This window comes from Mucilaginibacter straminoryzae, from assembly GCF_022953055.1.
Taxonomy (GTDB): domain Bacteria; phylum Bacteroidota; class Bacteroidia; order Sphingobacteriales; family Sphingobacteriaceae; genus Mucilaginibacter; species Mucilaginibacter straminoryzae.
This window is the reverse complement of the sequence record NZ_JALJEJ010000008.1, coordinates 1-18,904: the sequence shown is the minus strand read 5'-3', so window position 1 is coordinate 18,904 and position 18,904 is coordinate 1. Positions and strand designations below refer to the sequence as shown.

Annotated in this window: 17 protein-coding genes; 9 read left to right on the top strand and 8 right to left on the bottom strand. The window is 44.7% G+C overall.

Going from position 1 to position 18,904, the window contains the following annotated elements; all coding sequences use genetic code 11:
* Nucleotides 1-21: 21 nt before the first annotated feature.
* The gene (locus MUY27_RS15415) at nt 22-2,346 is read right to left on the bottom strand and encodes a PAS domain S-box protein (RefSeq protein WP_245131397.1); all 2,325 of its coding nucleotides are present in this window, start codon (nt 2,344-2,346) and stop codon (nt 22-24) included.
* A 176-nt stretch (nt 2,347-2,522) separates the two neighbouring features.
* Between MUY27_RS15415 and MUY27_RS15410 the strand changes: the two genes are divergently transcribed.
* Entirely contained in the window at nt 2,523-3,143 is a 621-nt protein-coding gene (locus tag MUY27_RS15410) for an L-threonylcarbamoyladenylate synthase (RefSeq protein WP_245131393.1), read from the top strand.
* Nucleotides 3,144-3,220: 77 nt separating this feature from the next.
* Here the strand turns inward: MUY27_RS15410 and trpA are convergent, their stop codons facing one another.
* From trpA to trpD, 4 genes are all read right to left on the bottom strand, one after another.
* Entirely contained in the window at nt 3,221-3,994 is a 774-nt protein-coding gene (trpA, locus tag MUY27_RS15405) for a tryptophan synthase subunit alpha (protein ID WP_245131391.1), read from the bottom strand.
* Nucleotides 3,995-4,093: 99 nt separating this feature from the next.
* The gene (trpB, locus tag MUY27_RS15400; RefSeq protein WP_245131388.1) at nt 4,094-5,275 is read right to left on the bottom strand and encodes a tryptophan synthase subunit beta; all 1,182 of its coding nucleotides are present in this window, start codon (nt 5,273-5,275) and stop codon (nt 4,094-4,096) included.
* Nucleotides 5,265-5,900, bottom strand: coding sequence for a phosphoribosylanthranilate isomerase (locus MUY27_RS15395; protein WP_245131387.1), 636 nt, complete (start codon nt 5,898-5,900; stop codon nt 5,265-5,267). Before MUY27_RS15395 ends, trpB begins: the two co-directional genes overlap by 11 nt.
* The gene (gene trpD / locus MUY27_RS15390) at nt 5,900-6,892 is read right to left on the bottom strand and encodes an anthranilate phosphoribosyltransferase (RefSeq protein WP_245131385.1); all 993 of its coding nucleotides are present in this window, start codon (nt 6,890-6,892) and stop codon (nt 5,900-5,902) included. Before trpD ends, MUY27_RS15395 begins: the two co-directional genes overlap by 1 nt.
* 274 nt (nt 6,893-7,166) lie before the next feature.
* Between trpD and MUY27_RS15385 the strand changes: the two genes are divergently transcribed.
* Both MUY27_RS15385 and MUY27_RS15380 read left to right on the top strand, forming a co-directional pair.
* A complete protein-coding gene (locus MUY27_RS15385; RefSeq protein ID WP_245131382.1) occupies nt 7,167-8,126 on the top strand; it encodes an ion channel in 960 nt (319 codons plus the stop codon).
* 66 nt (nt 8,127-8,192) lie between these two features.
* Complete coding sequence (locus MUY27_RS15380) at nt 8,193-9,056, top strand: SDR family oxidoreductase (RefSeq protein ID WP_245131380.1); 864 nt, start codon at nt 8,193-8,195, stop codon at nt 9,054-9,056.
* A gap of 80 nt (nt 9,057-9,136) precedes the next feature.
* Here the strand turns inward: MUY27_RS15380 and MUY27_RS15375 are convergent, their stop codons facing one another.
* The 3 genes from MUY27_RS15375 to recR are packed head-to-tail and all read right to left on the bottom strand — an operon-like array spanning nt 9,137 to nt 11,390.
* The gene (locus MUY27_RS15375) at nt 9,137-9,952 is read right to left on the bottom strand and encodes an SDR family oxidoreductase (RefSeq protein ID WP_245131378.1); all 816 of its coding nucleotides are present in this window, start codon (nt 9,950-9,952) and stop codon (nt 9,137-9,139) included.
* Nucleotides 9,936-10,769 carry a glycosyltransferase gene (locus MUY27_RS15370; protein ID WP_245131375.1) on the bottom strand — a complete coding sequence of 278 codons (834 nt, stop codon included), beginning with the start codon at nt 10,767-10,769 and terminating at the stop codon, nt 9,936-9,938. The genes MUY27_RS15375 and MUY27_RS15370 overlap by 17 nt, the downstream gene beginning before the upstream one ends.
* 3 nt (nt 10,770-10,772) lie before the next feature.
* Entirely contained in the window at nt 10,773-11,390 is a 618-nt protein-coding gene (gene recR / locus MUY27_RS15365) for a recombination mediator RecR (RefSeq protein ID WP_245131372.1), read from the bottom strand.
* 99 nt (nt 11,391-11,489) lie between these two features.
* On the opposite strand from recR, the gene MUY27_RS15360 reads away from it, so the two are divergent.
* From MUY27_RS15360 to MUY27_RS15335, 6 genes are all read left to right on the top strand, one after another.
* Nucleotides 11,490-12,974 (top strand): sodium:solute symporter, encoded by a 1,485-nt coding sequence (locus MUY27_RS15360; protein ID WP_245131370.1) that lies wholly within the window; start codon nt 11,490-11,492, stop codon nt 12,972-12,974.
* 28 nt (nt 12,975-13,002) lie between these two features.
* Entirely contained in the window at nt 13,003-13,710 is a 708-nt protein-coding gene (locus MUY27_RS15355) for an LOG family protein (RefSeq protein WP_245131367.1), read from the top strand.
* Between the two features lie 163 nt (nt 13,711-13,873).
* Nucleotides 13,874-15,109, top strand: a complete 1,236-nt coding sequence (locus tag MUY27_RS15350) for a TCR/Tet family MFS transporter (RefSeq protein WP_245131365.1) — start codon at nt 13,874-13,876, stop codon at nt 15,107-15,109.
* Nucleotides 15,110-15,147: 38 nt separating this feature from the next.
* Nucleotides 15,148-16,392: a TCR/Tet family MFS transporter gene (locus MUY27_RS15345; protein ID WP_245131363.1), complete on the top strand. Its 1,245-nt coding sequence runs from the start codon at nt 15,148-15,150 to the stop codon at nt 16,390-16,392.
* Between the two features lie 54 nt (nt 16,393-16,446).
* Entirely contained in the window at nt 16,447-17,154 is a 708-nt protein-coding gene (locus MUY27_RS15340) for a DNA alkylation repair protein (RefSeq protein WP_245131361.1), read from the top strand.
* Nucleotides 17,155-17,310: 156 nt separating this feature from the next.
* Entirely contained in the window at nt 17,311-18,705 is a 1,395-nt protein-coding gene (locus MUY27_RS15335; RefSeq protein ID WP_245131360.1) for an arginine decarboxylase, read from the top strand.
* The last annotated feature ends 199 nt before the right edge of the window (nt 18,706-18,904 follow it).

Sequence of the window (18,904 nt, the reverse complement as noted above, 5' to 3'; positions counted from 1 at the left end):
TTTTTTACGGGCAGCCTTTTTTTATGCAGAAAGCTTTTGTTGAACAGGGTAAAGTTCTTTATCTACCTTTTCAGTAATGGTATGCACAATGGTATCCAGATCCTGCGCACACTCATCAATCATGGCAACCAGGTGCTCTTTTTCGTGTTGATCCGTCGTGTCTTTATACAGATAAGTGAGGCCCAGTAATGAAGCGACCGGGCGTCTGATCTCGTGCGAGCTAAGCCACGAAATTTCCTGCAACACCTGGTTCTGAAGTTGTATCTGCTGTTCTTTCAGCTTTCTAACCGTGATATCCTGGTGTACGGAAATGTAGCCTATCCTCTTACCCTTATCATCGTAAAGCGGTTTAAATTCGGCATGCAGCCAGGGGCTGTTTCCATTTTTAAGATGATGCTGCAATTCTAAAGAGAACACCTCGCCTTTATCTTTTTTTGCAAGTACCTCGCTTAATGTTTTTGTACACATACGCAGACCGCCGAGCACTTCGCTCGGTACCCTTCCTATTAATTCTGACAGCGAGTAACCGCAATGGTCTTCAAATGCCTTGTTAACCCAGGTAATCCGGTGATTAAGATCTGTTACCAATACCATGTTATTAATGGTGGTGATAATGTCTGCCAGGCGTTTGTTTTCTTCGCTTACACGTTTCAGTGCATCGATATCTTTTATCGCCCCGATCAGTCTCTCTGCTTTTCCCTCCTGATCGTAAATAATATAACTCTGATCGTACACATGCTTAAATTTCCCGTTACCGATGTGCAGGCGGTATTCGCAGCTCACGTTGGCTTTTTGGTTGGCAAATGCTTCCAGTCTGCGGTTTTTAACTGATAGCCGATCTTCCGGGTGAACCATATCAGCCCAATAAATTTCCTTATCGCCTTCAGCCTGGTCGTTCCCTTCAAACAAATTTCTAACGTTATTGATCAGTTCTATCTTTTTAGTCGAAAGGTTAAAATCATAGATCACATCCTGAGTTGCCTTGGCAACCATGTTGTAACGATGCAAGGCCTCTTTCAGTGCTTCGTCTTTTTGCTTTACTTCTGTAATGTCGTTAAAGTTGACAGCTACCCCATCTTTTGTGGGATAAACAGCTACGAAGAGCCACTTGTTAAAATAAGTGGAATAGATCTCGAATTTCCTGATATCCTTGGTGTCCAATACCTCGAGGATCATCTGGTAGGTCAGCTTCTCTTCTATACCTGGGAAAACCGTTTCCATGTGTTTGCCGATCATGTCTTTGGCTTCCATCCCACTTTCCATCTCAAACTTTTTATTTACCCGGGTGAAGCGCAATTCCCGGTCGAGCGTATAGAAACCCTCGGTGATGTTATTGATGGTATTCTGAAGGTCGAACTGGTATTGGTTCCGTTCAAGTTCCAGCTCTTTGATCTCCGTTACGTCCTGGCCAGACCCTATTACTTTGGCGGGGCTTGTCGAATGGTCTATCCTGGCCATCTGCCGGATGTAACGTACGCTTCCATCTAACCCGCGTATGCGATGCGTAACGTCGAATGCTTGCCCTTCAGTAAGCAACAATTGCATGGCTTCCGTCATGGCAGGCCTGTCTTCTGCAAAGATGCGATCTACATAGATCTGGAATAAATCTTCCGGGTGCGACGGATCGAGGCCAGTCATCAGGTACATTTCTTCAGAAAATACCAGCTTCTGTTGTACAGGGTAGTATTCCCAACCACCTAACTTGGCAATTTGCTGCGTTTCGCTTAATTTCTTTTTCTCCGATTCCAGCTTTTGATTTAAATCTGCCAACTGGTTTTGAAATAATACTTTGTCGGTTACATCATGGGCAGTAACCATCACATGCGGCTTACCATTAAAAATGATCTGCTGCGAACTTACTTTGGCAAATATTTGCTCGCCATCGGCCTTTAAATGGCGCCAGTTGCCAGAGGACCTTACTTTTACGGTAACATCCTTAATGGATTTAATCACCTTTACCCAGTCTTCCTCTGGCCGGATATCCAATATGGTTTTATTTAGAAAGTCTTTCCGGCTGAAGCCATAATGTGTTACCGCGGTATTGTTCACGGAAACGAACTTCAGCGTATCGAGGCTGTATATCCACATGGGCAATGGATTATCCTCGTAAATAGAACGGTATTGTTTCTCACTATCGATCAGCCGCTGATCATCATGTTTAATTAGCTTATATAACAACCATCCGGTGATTAATACAAAGAAGAAGCCTTTGAAACTGCTGATAAATTCAACGCTTTCGGCCTTGAGTTCTCTGGTAAATAAGTACAATACCTTGTCGCTGAGAACGATCCAGAGCAGACTGACTAGAATATATATCGCACTAATTCTGCGTGCACCTACCTTCATTTTAAATAACGGGGTTAAAATGTAATTACTGTAGGTAGTGCTTTGGTAACAAAAATACTACAAATTATTCGTATAAAAATGATAAATATCATTTTATTTCTTCAAAAGAATTATTTTTTATTAAAAGTATATCCACTGTAATAGAAACTATTATTTGGTATGTTTGCTTTACTATTATGCTCATTAAGATATATCCTGAAAATCCTAACCCCCGTGCGGTAGAACAAGTGGCAGAAGTATTGCGTAAGGGAGGTATTATTATTTATCCAACAGATACGGTTTATGGTCTGGGGTGCGATATCACCAACCAAAAAGCAATAGAGAAGATCTGCCGGATACGGAATATTAAGCCAGAGAAGTCTAATTTTTCTTTTATATGTTATGATTTAAGCCATATCTCGGATTACATCAAACCGATAGATAACGCTACCTTCCGGGTGTTAAAGAAAGCACTGCCCGGGCCGTTCACGTTTATCTTTAATGCCAGCAATAATGTTCCAAAGTTGTTGAGCAGCAATAAAAAAACGGTGGGTATACGTGTGCCTGATAATACGATAGCACGTGAGATTGTGCGTGTATTAGGTAACCCGATTGTTTCCAGCTCTATACACGATGAGGACGATATCATCGAATACTCTACAGACCCCGAACTGATCCATGAGAAATACCAAGACCTGGTGGATCTGGTAATCGACGGCGGGTACGGTGGTAACGTTGCCTCTACCGTCGTGGACTGCACTACCGGCGAGTTTGATATCGTCCGGGAAGGTAAAGGCGATCTGGAGCAATACTTGTAATTATTGGTAGCGAGTATCGAGTATCAAGGCAAAACCAACTTACGGTATGTCGTGGCTCCGCTCGCTTAGATATCCTGCTACTCCCCTTTTATTGACTTTACAAATTCCGGGATGCGTTCTATATAGTTTTCTCCGGCCAGTAGTTTTACAAAGGCGCTGCCTACAATGGCCCCGTTGTTATATTCGCAGGCTTTGGCGAAAGCGCTATGATCGGCGATACCGAAACCTACTATCGTAGGGTTTTTCAACTGCATGTCTTGAATGCGTTTGAAGTAATGATCTACCTGGTCTGATACCTGTAGCGCGTTGCCCGTAATAGATGAGGACGATAGCAGGTAAATAAAGCTATTGGTGAGCTCATCTATCTTTCGGATACGATCTGCCGAGGTTTGCGGCGACACCAGGAAAATATTGCTTAGTCCGTATTTTGCAAAGGTATCTTTATAGAGCGTTTCATATTCGTAAACAGGCAGGTCCGGTACAATTACGCCGTCTACCCCTACCTCTGCCGCCTTTTTACAAAAGCGTTCCACACCGTACTGAACTACCGGATTTGCGTAACCCATTAAAATAACGGGTATGCTCACCTTGCTTCTTAACTCCTCTAACTGGCTGAACAACAGGTTAAGGTTCATGCCGTTTTCGAGCGCCTGTTGCGAGCTGTGCTGGATGGTAGGTCCGTCTGCAACGGGATCTGAATAAGGAAAACCGATCTCTAAAAAGTCGGCGCCCGCTTGTTCAAGGGCTTCTGCAATGGTAACAGTATTATTTAGTTCGGGATAGCCTGCTGTGAAGTATACAGAAAGCAGGTTGTTATGTTTAGCGGCAAAAAGTTGGTTTAACCTGTTCATTTGTGTGGTTAATAGACCATGGTCCATGGACAATAGCTTTTCTTTTAATTGATAATAAATATTTCCATGGACTATCGGCCATGGGCTAAGGACTACTCCTTAGAATCCAAAATGTTTAATATAAGTTTCGAGGTCTTTGTCTCCCCTGCCGGATAGACAGATCACCACGGTATCATCTGCTTTGAACTGCATTTTCTCCAGGTAGGCAAAAGCATGTGCCGATTCTATCGCGGGAATAATACCTTCCAGTTGTGATAACAGCAAACCGGCATTCAGAGCTTCATCATCGGTAATACTTACGTAATGCGCCCGTTTTACTTTATGCAAATGCGCGTGCTGCGGGCCGATGCCCGGATAATCCAAACCGGCAGAGATAGAATAAGGTTCCACCACCTGGCCGTCATCTGTCTGCATCAGGATGGTACGGCTACCATGTAAAATACCTTCTTTACCCAGTACAGAGGTTGCTGCAGAATGCCCGCTGTCTACCCCTTTTCCAGCTGCTTCCACGGCGATTAGTTTAACAGATTCGTCATCAAGGAAACTGTAGAACATCCCCATGGCATTACTGCCGCCGCCTACGCATGCAATGGCATAGTCTGGTAATTCAGTACCGGTATGTTCTGCTAACTGCTTTTTGGTTTCGATGGAGATGATTGACTGAAAACGGGCTACCATCTCGGGGTAAGGATACGGCCCAACTACCGAACCGATGATATAATGTGTATCTACCGGGTTGTTAATCCAATCGCGCATGGCTTCGTTGGTAGCATCTTTCAACGTTTTGCTGCCAGAAGTAGCCGGAACTACTTTCGCACCCAGCATTTTCATCCGGGCGACGTTAGGTGCTTGGCGGGCCATGTCAATCTCGCCCATGTACACCACGCATTCTATCCCTTTTAAGGCACATACGGTAGCGGTGGCTACGCCGTGCTGCCCTGCGCCTGTTTCGGCGATAATACGTTTCTTGCCCAAACGCTCGGCTAAAAGTATCTGGCCGATGGCGTTATTGATCTTATGCGAACCGGTATGGTTCAGGTCCTCACGCTTCAGGTAAATATTTGCGCCATATTTTTCAGACAGCCTTTTGGCCAGATATAATGGGGAAGGCCGGCCAACATAATCTTTCAGTAATGATTCAAATTCGGCCCTGAATGAGGGTTCGGTGATAATCTGGTTATACTGTTGCCTCAATTCCTCTATATTCGGGTACAACATTTCCGGGATGTAAGCCCCACCGAAATCGCCATAATATCCCTGTTCGTTAACGCTATATTTCATGTTCAGCAGTTTGTTTAAGTATAGCAAATGCTTGTTTTAATTGCTCTGTATTTTTAATTCCGGGTTCGGTTTCAAACCGGCTGTTCAGGTCTACGCCAAAGAACTGCGGATGTTTCAGCTCTTTAACGTTTTTGATATTCTCCGGGCTTAATCCGCCGCTCAGAAAAAACGGCACATCAAGCCGATAGTTTTCCAGAATGTTCCAGTCGAAGATCCGGCCCGAGCCTCCGTGTTCTTTGGTTTTGGTGTCGAACAAAAAATAGTCGACAGCACCTTTATAGGCTTCGAGATTGGCGAAATCAAAATTTTCATCCACCCCGAAAGCTTTCCAAACTTCCGCTTCGCTTTTTAGCACAGCACATTCTTCCGGGCTTTCACTGCCATGCAGTTGCACTACATCAAGGCCATATTGTGCTATCTTTTCCTTCACATCCTCCGTGCCCGCATTCACAAAAACACCAACCTTCTTAATATTTAATGGAAGTGATTTTAAAGCTTCCGCAGAAAGTTCCGGGTTATAGCGCGGCGATCTGGGGTAGAAAATAAAGCCGATATAGTCTGGCTGCAAAGCAGCCACAGCTTTGATATTTTCTGTTTCCTTTAAGCCGCAAACTTTAATCTTCATTAGTTGGCGTTTATCAGATTTTTAAAACCAATCAGGGCACTTTTGCTGATTAAAGATTCCTCTGCCTCGTAGTAACAATCGGCAAAACTTTTTTCGGGATTGATCGTCCGGATCGCAAGGGCCGCATTACATAGTACTACGTTTTGTTGTGCCGCTGTGCCTTCGCCTGCTAATACTGCGGTAAATATCTTCGCAGAATCTGCAACTGTATGACCGCCCGTGATTTCGTCAGCCGCGATCTTTTCAAAACCCAAACCTTCAATTTCGTTGATCTGTTCCCCTACGGCGGAAAAAGTTTTAAAGTCGCCCGTCAGTGATACTTCATCATAGCCATCTAAAGCATTGATGATGGTATATTTCGTGTCAGACTTTTGATATAGGTAGGCATATAATCTTGCCAGTTCAAGGTTATAAACCCCCACCAGTTGGTTTTTCGGTTTCGCCGGGTTTACCAGCGGCCCCAACATATTAAAGAAGGTTTTTACCCCTAACTCGCGGCGAATAGGTGCTACGGTTTTCATGGCCGGGTGAAACAACGGTGCATGTAAAAAGCAGATGTTAGACCGTTCTATGCTCCTTTGCAGCTCGCCTGCGTCATTGGTGAAGGTATACCCCAGGTATTCCATCACGTTTGATGATCCGCAGCCCGATGAAACCCCATAGTTGCCATGTTTAGCAACCGGGTAACCTGCGCCTGCAACTACAAAAGAGGCAAGGGTAGATATGTTAAAGGTGTCTTTACCATCACCTCCGGTTCCGCAAAGATCGATCAGATCGTCAGATTCGATACTTACCGGCAGGCAAAGATCCAGCATAGCATCACGGAAACCTTCCAACTCATCCACTGTAATGCTCCGCATGCAGTAGGCCGTCATGAAGGCCGCCATCTGCGAGTTGTTGTATTTACCCTGGGCAATATTCGTCAGGATCTCTTTAGACTGCCCTCGACTAAAAGTTTTATGTTCAAAAAGGTGATTTAATATCGCTTTCATGCACCCGTTTATATTTTACGTTAGTTATGGTTTAGAAGGGCTATCTCCTCCCTCCGGATTTCAAAAGCCGATTAATAAAAAAGGGCTGCCATATGGCAACCCTTTTCAAATATCTGATGAATAACAATAGGATTGCCTTACGATCTCTCGTTAAGCCACCACCAGTTGTTATTTAATACTTTGCTCATTCCGGTGACAAATATGTAGATTGTTTTTTTAAAAACAAACAGAATAATATTTTTACGGAAGTCAATATTTTCTTCTTTTCAGATACATGGCCATTAAAAAACACGCTGTTAATCCCGAGGATGATCTCGGCTTTGGTACTCAGGCAATCAGTCAGCGTGTGATCAACCGCGACGGCAGCATTAATGTGAAACGTATAGGCATGCCGCTGCTGAGTACTACCAATGCTTATAACCGCCTGATCACTATGAAGTGGCCGAAGTTCTGGTTCATTGTTTTAGGGGGCTATTCGCTTGCCAATCTGTTTTTTGCCTCTGTTTATTATGCCATCGGTGTTGAACATCTTAATGGCACGGAAGGAAAAGATAGCTTTCACCGTTTTTTAGATGCGCTGTTCTTTTCGGCACAAACCCTTTCTACAGTTGGCTACGGGCATATCAGTCCCTCTGGTATCCCAACAAATTCCGTCGCTGCCTTAGAATCCATGACGGGGCTGATATCCTTCGCTGTAGCAACAGGTTTATTGTACGGGCGGTTTTCCCGGCCTTCGGCACGTATTGCCTATAGCAGTAATATCCTGGTAGCGCCTTACCAGCTTAATAACGGTCGCGGGTTAATGTTCCGGATGGCAAACGAACGCCGGAATACGCTGGTAGATGTAAAAGTAGAATTGATATTTTCTTACAATGAACAAACTCCTGATGGCAAACCTGCCCGGCGGTTTTATTCGCTCCCGCTGGAACGCAGTAATGTGAGCATATTGACCCTAAGCTGGACCGTGGTACACCCTCTGGATGAAAAAAGCCCGTTGTTTAATGCTACGCTTGAAGACTTAAAAAATAGCCGGGCCAATTTTTCTGTACTGGTGCAGGCATTTGATGATACCTTTTCACAAACCGTCCATTCCCGTACTTCGTACGATTTTGACCAGGTGGTTTGGGGCGCACGCTTTACTCCCGCCTTTTTCCCTGATGAAACCGGCCGCGTAAATCTTCATTTAGGAAAAATAAGCGATCATACCCCGGTGGAACTCTCCGCAAACGCTTAAATAAAATTTATTAAAACCACTTCCTGTTGTATTCCTTAATTCTATGAGGAAAGATCAGGAGGAACAATGGAACAGAAACCAACATCATTCGCGGGAAGCGAAAAGCAGGACTATCAACCGGGGGAAGAGCAAAGCATGCAGGTCCGCCCCGAATACATCAATCCAAGTTATAAAGCGGCAGGCAAACTGCAAGGCAAAGTAGCGCTGATCACCGGCGGCGATAGTGGTATTGGCAGGGCGGTAAGCGTACACTATGCGGCAGAAGGCGCTGACGTAGCAATTGTTTATCTGGACGAGGATAAAGATGCCAATGAGACTAAACAATTGGTTGAAGGATACGGCCATAAGTGTTTGTTAATTAAAGGTGATGTGCAAGACAGCAATTTCTGTAAGGATGCTGTTGAACAAACCGTAAACGAATTAGGCAAGCTGAATATATTGGTGAACAATGCTGCTGTACAGTATCCGCAGAAGGAAGTGTCTGATATTAGCGATGAACAATTAGACCGTACTTTCCGCACCAATATTTTTGCACACTTTCATTTCGCGGCAGCTGCTATAAAACATTTGAACGAAGGCGATAGCATCATCAATACCACCTCGGTTACGGCCTACCGTTCCTCGCCCGAATTGTTGGATTATTCGGCAACTAAAGGAGCGATCACGACATTTACGCGTTCCTTGGGTAAAAATTTGGCGGAGAAAAAAATCAGGGTAAACGGTGTGGCACCGGGCCCGGTTTGGACGCCTTTGATCGTATCTACGTTTGACGAGGAAAAAATTGAAAAATTCGGTCAGGATGTACCCCTCGGGCGTGCAGGTCAACCGTCTGAATTAGGCCCGGCTTATGTGTTCCTTGCTTCGCAGGACGCCTCCTACATTACCGGGCAGATCATTCATGTGAACGGTGGCGAGGTGGTGAATGCGTAATAGAACCCCTCTAAATCTCCCCCAAGGGGAGACTTAAACTTCTTAAGCCCTCCCTATCGGGGAGGGTTTGGGAGGAGCTTTCACTTCAATAGTGGGTCCTTCTCTTTAGTAAATACGTTATAAACCAGTTTATCCAGCCATCCCGGTAAGAATTTACTTAACGTAACGGTAAGTTTTCCCTGGCCGGTCATAATTAACGTACGTGCACGGTTTTCTACACCGTCTGCGATTACCTTTGCCACCTCTTCGGCGGTCATCATTTTCTCTTCGTTCAGGCTGCTTTCCCCCTGCTGTTTTGCTTCTTTATTCAAAGCTGTATTCCGGATGTTAGATGCCGTGAATCCTGGGCAGGCAGTTAGTACGTGAACGCCAGTCTTTAAGTTTTCTACGCGCAAAGCATCCAGGAAACCGTTCATCGCAAATTTCGAAGCCGAATAACCTGTACGGCCTGGTAAGCCTTTATATCCTGCTATAGATGATACACCCACCACCGTGCCCTTACTTTCCAGTAAAGCTGGCATGGCATATTTGGTACAGTAAACTGTCCCCCAGAAATTTACATCCATCAGGGTTTTCAGCACCTGAAGGTCCAGGTCTTTAAATAAGGCCCGCATAGATATACCTGCGTTGTTAACCAACACATCTATACGATTAAAGGTCATCAGGGCTTGTTTTATCAGCAGTTTGCAGTCTTCTTCCTTGCTTACATCACATTGCACGGCTACCGCTTTTACCTGATAGCGTGTTTCGATATGCTGGGAAATTTCGCATAGGGTGACAAACTGCCGGGCAGCTAACACCAGGTTTGCACCACGTTTTGCAAATTCGTAAGCCAATGCTTTACCAATGCCCGAAGAGGCGCCGGTAATCACTACAATTTTATCCTTTAAGTTCATAAGCCGGGTACAGTTTCTGCACCGGTTTTACATGAAGGGCAGGCAAACTGAATAAATATTTCGCAGCGAATATAAACATCGCCAGATAAAAATTTTTCAGATGTTGCCAGTTAAACCGCGATACCCGTTTATCGGCCATTTGTATCAGGTAAGTTTTTGGAAAGTAATAGTTTTTGAAGCCGACCAGCCGCATGCGGTAAGAAAAGTCTATCGTTGCACCGTAATCAGAAAAGCGTTCGTCAAACAAACCTATCTGCTGAAGAACGGCGTACCTGGTCAGCATAAAGCAATTGTTCAGCACATCGGTCTCAGCGATATCAAACTCGTCTTTATAACTGGCTGATAAATAATCGGTAAAGCGCGACTTCTGGAACTGACGGAACAAGCCTGTCAGCTTTAAAAATGCCACCCACGTGCGGGGCAACACTTTCTTTGATTCCTGCAGGTAATTGCCAGCTTCATCCACCATGCGGATATTTAAACCACCGGCAGATTGACGGTCAGTCATAAACGCTAATGCTTGTTCTATAGATTTTGGTTTAACAACCACATCGGGGTTCAGCAGCAGTACAAACTCGCCTTTTACCATGCTCAACCCTTGGTTTCCGGCCTGGGTATAACGTCTAAAGGGGGATAGCGTCATCAGCCTTACTTCCGGAAATTCTTTCAGCGCCATCGCAGAAGTATTATCTTCTGAAGAATTATCGATGAGTATGATTTCCGCATCCAGATTTTTTACAGCACGCGTTAACGCACTCAGTGATTTTCTCAACTGGCCGCACTGGTTATGGCTAACAATAACTACAGATAATTTCATTTACTACCGCGAGAGTGAATTTTCGTACGGCACCCTGGTAGCAATAGACCGCCCCAGTGTAATTTCGTCAACGTACTCTAATTCACCACCAAAGGCTATGCCACGGGCAATGGTAGAAATGCTTATGTTGAAATCTTTTAAGCGCTTGTTAAGGTAGAAAATAGTAGTATCGCCCTCCATCGTTGCGCTTAAAGCAAAAATAACCTCTTTAGTGCCTCCGGAAGCTACTCTGGCTACCAGAGAATCAATATCCAGGTCAGCCGGACCAACGCCATCCATCGGTGAAATTAATCCGCCTAAAACGTGATAAACACCAGTGAACTGATTAGTGTTCTCAATAGCCATCACATCACGTGTATCTTCTACTATACAGATTGTAGCCTGATCGCGTTTGTTAGATGAGCAGATCTCGCAAACCACATGGTCTGAGATGTTATTACAGACAGAACAATACAGAATTTCGTTACGCAGTTTGGTAACGGCCGATCCGAAACGCTCCACTTCCTCCTTGTCCTGATTCAGCAGATGCAGCACGAGCCGTAACGCGGTCTTCTGCCCCACACCCGGTAGTTTTGCAAACTCTGCTACAGCATTTTCAAGCAACTTAGAGGAAAAATTCATTCTTCAAATTTAAAAAAAAAGCGTCTGATTTCTTGTCAGGATAAGGTCAACAGCCTATCTTTCGCCCTTTACATTTTTCCGACACTAACCAATAAGCGTATGTCACCCGGAGTATTGCTACTATTTATTATCGGTTACTTTTTTGTGCTGGTGCTGATTGCCTTTTTAACTACGCAAAAAACATCAGACAATGATACCTTTTTTGTGGCCAACCGCAATTCTAAATGGTATCTCGTCGCTTTCGGTATGATCGGGACGGCGCTGAGCGGCGTTACCTTTATTTCCGTTCCGGGAAAAGTTGGCGCACCCACCGGCGACCAGTTTTCGTACTTTCAATTTGTTCTGGGTAATGCGGCCGGTTTCGTGGTGATCTGCCTGGTGTTGCTGCCGCTTTATTACCGTTTGAAACTAACTTCTATCTACAGTTATATAGAAGGCGCTTTAGGTAAGCGTAGTTATAAAACGGCTGCTGGCATCTTCCTCATCAGCCGTACCATTGGTTCAGCGTTCAGGCTTTACCTGGTGGTGATTATCCTGCAAAAATTTATATTCGATAGTTACCATATTCCCTTTGCGGTCACCGTCTTAATCTGCCTGCTGCTGATCTGGAGCTACACATTCAAAGGAGGCTTGAAAACCATTATCATTACCGATAGCTTGCAGACGCTCTTCCTGGTAACTTCTGTTTTTTTATCGATCTATTTCATTTGCCGAAGCCTGGATCTAAGCGCTTTACAGGCATTTGAAACCGTTAAAAACAGTAATTATTCAAAGATATTTTTCTGGCACGATCTGCTCGGCAGCAAGTTCCATTTCCTGAAGCAGTTTTTAGGCGGCATGTTTATTACCATCGCCATGGTTGGCCTGGATCAGGACCTGATGCAAAAGAACCTGAGCTTAAAAAATATCCGCGAAGCGCAAAAGAACATGTTCAGCTTTACCGGGGTATTTGTAGTGATCAACCTGTTCTTTTTAAGCGTTGGCGCACTGCTATATATCTATGCGGCCAATAAAGGTGTAACAGTAGCTAAGACAGACTACCTCTATCCCACCCTGGCACTCAATTATCTTGGGTTGGTACCGGCTATTGTGTTTATGCTGGGGTTAACTGCAGCCACGTTTGCAACAACAGATTCTGCCCTGACCGCCCTGACCACTTCTTTCTGCGTTGATTTTCTGAATTTCAATAAAAAAGCAGATACCAACTCCAAACAAATGGTAGCTACCCGGCATTATGTGCATATCGGATTTTCGGGTTTGATGTTCTTGACTATTATCCTGTTTAATGCCATTAACAATGATGCAGTTGTAAGCGCGATATTTAAAATTGCCTCCTACACGTATGGCCCGCTATTAGGTCTTTACGGTTTCGGCTTGCTAATGACTACACGACAGGTAAATGATAAACTGGTGCCTTTTATCTGTTTGATTTCTCCGGCGATCTGTTATTTCTTAAGCAGCGAGTCAAAAAAATGGTTAGGAGGCTATGTTTTTGATAATGAACTGATCATTGTAAACGGATTAATTACTTTTGCAGGTTTGCTGCTCACCTCTGCCCCAAAGCAAAAGGTTGCAGCACTTTAATTTTATACCTATTCAATTTTTGTAATGTATGACAAGTGACGAAAAAATAAGACAGGCTTTTACCAATAAAGACTGGCAGGAGATTAAGGTAACCGACTCCTGGCAGATATTCAAGATCATGGCCGAGTTTGTAGACGGCTTTGAGAAACTTGCCAAGATCGGCCCGTGTGTGTCTATCTTTGGTTCTGCACGGACCAAGAACGAAAATAAGTTTTATCAGCTTGCAGAAGATACTGCCCGCCTGCTTACCGAGCATGGTTATGGGGTAATTTCCGGCGGTGGCCCGGGTATTATGGAAGCTGCTAACAAGGGCGCTTACGAAGCCGGTGGTAAATCGGTAGGTTTAAATATCGAACTGCCTTTCGAACAGTTTCACAACAAGTATATCGACAGGGATAAACTGCTGGAGTTCGATTACTTTTTTATCCGGAAGGTAATGTTCATGAAGTATTCCCAGGGCTTTATCATCTTGCCCGGTGGCTTCGGCACGATGGACGAATCTTTCGAGGCGATCACGCTGATCCAGACCGGTAAGATTGCCCGTTTCCCGATCGTGTTCGTCGGCAGGGAATACTGGAAAGGGTTGTTCGACTGGGTGGAAGAAAAAATGCTGAACGAAGAGCATAACATCAGCCCGGACGATCTAAACCTTTACCGTGTGGTAGACACGGCAGAAGAAGCGGTTGAGCATATCTTCCGTTTCTATCAGAAATACGTATTGAAACCGAACTTTTAATAGTGGTTTAATCGAATACAGAAGAGCGGCTTACACCGCTCTTTTTTGTTAAAGGGCAATTAATGAAACTGTTAGTAAATTAAAACCAGCCATTTCAAACATACTTTCTATCTTTAGCGTCCTTTGCGCAAACAAAGTACCAATCACCTAAAACTATTATATCATGGCAGAGACGGAAAAACCTAAACGCGAACCCGCCCTTGGCTTTATCTTCGTTACTCTTTTAATAGATATTACAGGCTTCGGTATCGTGATACCCGTATTTCCAAAGCTGATCGCACACCTTACCCACGGCACTATAGAAAGCGCCGCGAGTTGGGGCGGCTGGCTTACGTTTGCTTACTCTGTGATGCAATTTCTGTTTGCCCCCGTATTGGGTAATTTAAGTGATAAATATGGCAGACGACCTGTCTTGTTAGGTTCACTGATAGGGTTCGCTATAGATTATACCTTTTTGGCGTTTGCCCCTACCGTTTGGTGGCTGTTTTTAGGGCGCATGATTGCCGGGATAACAGGCGCGAGTTTTACTACCGCATCCGCCTATATTGCTGATGTAAGTACCCCTGAGAAAAGAGCGCAAAACTTTGGTATCATCGGTGCGGCCTTTGGTATTGGCTTTATTGTGGGGCCGGTTTTAGGTGGTATATTGGGCCAGTACGGTACAAAAATACCTTTCCTGGCCGCCGCCGGAATGGCTTTACTGAATGCCTTGTACGGTTTCTTTATCCTGCCCGAATCGCTTTCGCAGGAAAACCGCAGGCCTTTTGAATTACGCCGGGCTAACCCGGTTGGCTCGCTGATGCAGTTAAAACGCTACCCGGCTATCAGCGGATTGATCGCCTCCTTGATCCTGATCTACATCGCAGCCCATGCCGTGCAAAGCACCTGGTCGTACTTCACCATGTCTTATTTTAAATGGAATGAAGCGACGGTGGGCTACTCATTGGGTGTTGTCGGGCTGTTATCCGGTTTGGTGCAAGGTCTGTTGATTAGGGTAACGATACCTAAGTTGGGGCAGAAAAAGAGCATCGTATTAGGCTTGCTTTTATACAGTACCGGACTGTTTCTTTTTGCATTCGCTAATCAAAGCTGGATGATGTTCGCCTTCCTGGTGCCTTACTGTTTAGGCGGTATTGCGGGGCCGGCGTTACAGGGACTGATCAGTACACAAATTCCACCCAATGAGCAGGGCGAACTGCAGGGCGGCTTAACCAGTCTGATCAGTGTGACTTCTATTGTCGGTCCGCCATTGATGACCGGGCTTTTTAGCCTATTTACCGGGAAGAAGGCTCCATTTGTATTTCATGGTGCGCCATTCTTTCTTGGTGGTGTACTGATGCTGTTAAGTACCCTGTTAGCCATCAGAAGTTTTAAGAAAGCCAGGCAGGCGGCCGTTTAGTAAAAACTTTCACCGCTAATTTTGTTATACTTCGCAGTATGAAGCAAACCACTGGCAAAAGGCCCGCGGCGTTAGGTTTTATTTTCGTCACTATTTTTATAGATGTCCTTGGTTTGGGCATCATCATTCCTATCCTGCCCAAATTACTGCAACAAATAGCGCACACCGACCTGAGCACGGCTACACAATATAGTGGCTACCTCACTTTTACTTATGCTTCCATGCAGTTTGTGTTTTCGCCGGTGTTGGGCAACCTGAGCGACCGTTACGGCCGGAGGCCAATCTTATTAGGTTCGTTATTCGGCTTTGGGATAGATTACCTGTTCATGGCTTTTGCGCCTACCCTGGCGTGGCTGTTCGTCGGGCGGACAATTGCCGGTATTGCAGGTGCGAGCACTACAACAGCGACAGCCTATATTGCCGATATCAGTCATGGTGATAGCCGCTCTGCTAATTTTGGTTTGGTTGGGGCAGCATCAGGCCTTGGTTTTATTTTAGGAATAGGTTTAGGCGGTTACCTTGGTGCCATAGGTATAAAAATTCCTTTTATCACGGCATCGGCCCTGGCGCTTATCAACGCCTTGTACGGTTTTTTTGTGCTTCCGGAATCTTTGGTTAAAGAGAACCGCAGGGCTTTCAACTGGAAACGGGCCAACCCCATTGGCGCTTTAGTTCGCCTGCATCATTACCCCGTACTTACCGGTTTGATCAGTGCATTTGCTTTGGTTTACATCGCCCAAAAAGCAGTGGAAAGCGTGTTGGCTTTTTTCCTGATTGAAAAGTTTAACTGGACACTGCCAAGTATCAGCAGCTTAGGTATTTTTATAGGCGTTTTGTTGGTAGGTATTCAGGGTGGGTTGATTCGTATTATTATTCCAAAGTTCGGGCAGCAAAAGAGCATCATCGCAGGCTTGCTGTTCTATGCCATCGGGCTGATTTTAATTGCCTTCGCCGGGTACGGCTGGATGATGTACCTGTTTATGATCCCTTACTGCTTGGGCGGTATTTCCGGGCCAGCGCTGCAGGGATTGATCACTGAAAAGGTTGCGGCTAACGAGCAAGGCGAACTGCAAGGCGCACTCAACAGCCTGGTGAGTATCACCACCGTAATCGGCCCGCTGCTGATGACCTCGCTATTTCACCACTTCACCAAACAGAACGCCCCGGTTTATTTCCCCGGCGCGCCTTATCTATTGGGTGCCATACTGATGCTCATCAGTACTTTTATTGCTATCAGAAGTTTCAGGAAAACGCAGCCGCGGGTTAACAGCTTTAAGTCCTGAGATTACATTTTCAACAAAAGGATTTTTTATATTAGATCAATTGATCTGTATGTGATGACCGTTGCCGAAATTATGACTATCCTGGAGTCGCATGCCGACGAAGGGATCAAAAAGATCTTATTGAAACATGGTGTCAAAGAACCTTTCTTTGGTGTGAAGATTGAGCATCTGAAGCCCATTCAAAAACAAATTAGAAAGGATTATCAATTAGCAAAAGACCTTTATGCCACCGGTAACTCGGATGCCATGTACCTGGCTGGTTTAATTGCAGACGATGAACGGATGACGCCGGACGATTTGCAGTTATGGGCAGAGCAAGCTTTATCTCAAAATATTTGTGAGTACACCGTACCATGGGTAGCGGCCGGAAGCAAACATGGTTTTGATATGGCCCGTAAATGGATTGAAGATCCTCGCCCTCACGTTGCGGCGGCAGGTTGGGGAACCTGGTCCTGCCTTTTTGCGCTAAAACCAGACGACGAAATAGATTTTGATGAAGTGCGGACACTGTTGAAACGGATAGCGCAGACGATCAGCCAATCGCCCACCCGCGTTGTTTCCCGAATGAATAATTTTATTATTAGTGCCGGCACTTATCTTACCCCGCTCACCGAGGACGCTATTGCTACCGCTACCAGTATCGGTAAGGTGATTACAGATATGCATGGAACATCTTGTAAAGTGCCTTATGCACCAGACTATATAAATAAGGTAAAAGACCGCGGAAACCTGGGCAAAAAGAAGAAAACGGTAAAGTGCTGAAATTGGCTGGTTATCAATCGTTTATTTTGCGTTAAAAATCATCCTGGCTCGCAAAAAAATAAATTACAATTCCACTATAATTTCTTCCTGAAAAACAGGTTATAATCCCATTAATTTTATACATTTTTGCCAAAATTTTTAGAGGATAAATAGAGAATGCAAAGCTACCAGGAATTTCTTGACCTGAGCGTGGGGTTCCCCCAGGAGGGTTTCGAGATCATCGATGATGAATTATATTTTCACGATCTGAACCTGATGGAGATGATTGAAACGTACGGTACCCCCCTGCGTTTTACCTACCTCCCCATGATTTCTAAAAAAATACAGCAGGCCAAGTTGTTGTTCCAGCAAGCAATTGTAAAGAATAACTATCGCGGCGGCTATAAATATTGTTACTGCACCAAAAGTTCGCACTTTAAACATATTGTTGAAGAAGCTTTAAAGAACGATATCCACCTGGAAACATCATCTGCATTTGACATGCCCATGATTGATACACTGGAGAAAAAAGGTGTAGTAAGCAAAGAAATCACGGTGATCTGTAACGGCTTTAAAACCTTCCAATATAAACAGTATATCATTGATATGCTGCACGATGGTTTCAGCAACATTATCCCGGTGTTGGATAACAAAGAAGAGTTTAACATCTATGATGATGAAGTAGAACTGGATACACCTTGTAACCTGGGTATCCGTATCGCTTCGGAAGAACAACCTGATTCGCAGTTCTATACCTCGCGTTTGGGTATCCGTTCTGAAGATGTGATCGACTTCTACCAAAGCAAAATCCAGAAGAACCCGTATTTCAAGGTGAAGTTGTTGCACTTCTTTATCAACTCTGGCATCTCTGATACGCCATACTACTGGAACGAGTTGGAGAAATACGTAACGCTGTATTGCAAGTTCAAGAAGATCAACCCGGACCTGGATACGTTGGATATTGGCGGCGGTATGCCGTTCAAAGATTCACTAGTGTTTGATTTCGATTACGAATATATGGTGAACGAGATCGTTAGCCGTATTAAAGAAATCTGCGCAGAGAATGATACTGTAGAACCGGATATTATTACCGAATTTGGAAAGTACACCGTAGCCGAAGCCTCTGGTATTTTATACAAAGTACTGGGGCGTAAACAACAGAACGACCGTGAAAAATGGTTAATGCTGGACGGATCATTCATCACCAACCTGCCGGATGTTTGGGCCTTGAACCAGAAATATGTGCTGTTGCCGATCAATAACTGGGATGCCGAATACGAGCGTGTGAACTTAGGCGGTATTACCTGCGACGGGCAGGATTATTACAACCAGGAAGCGCACATGAACAGCGTGTACATGCCAAAGACCCGTAAGGTGCAATACCTGGGCTTCTTTAACACCGGCGCGTATCAGGAAGTATTAAGTGGTTACGGTGGTATACACCACTGCCTGCTGCCATCACCGAAACATGTGATCATTCGCCGCAATCGCGATGAAACGTTCAACTTTGAAGTGTTTGGCGAAGAGCAGAACAGTAAACAGGTATTGAAGATATTAGGTTACACTACCTGAGAATAGAATTAAAAAATTCATTATAAGCAAAAAGCGCTCTGAAAAGAAGCGCTTTTGTTTTTTGGTCTTGCTTAGCTGTAATAGCCACAACTTGATCTGACAGTTGGTAGGTTTTAAAAGTTGTCAGATGGGTTCTGTGAATATAGCTTATTTTGTGCAAACCCGGCTGACGCAGCTTTTATCTCATCACTTTGTGGGG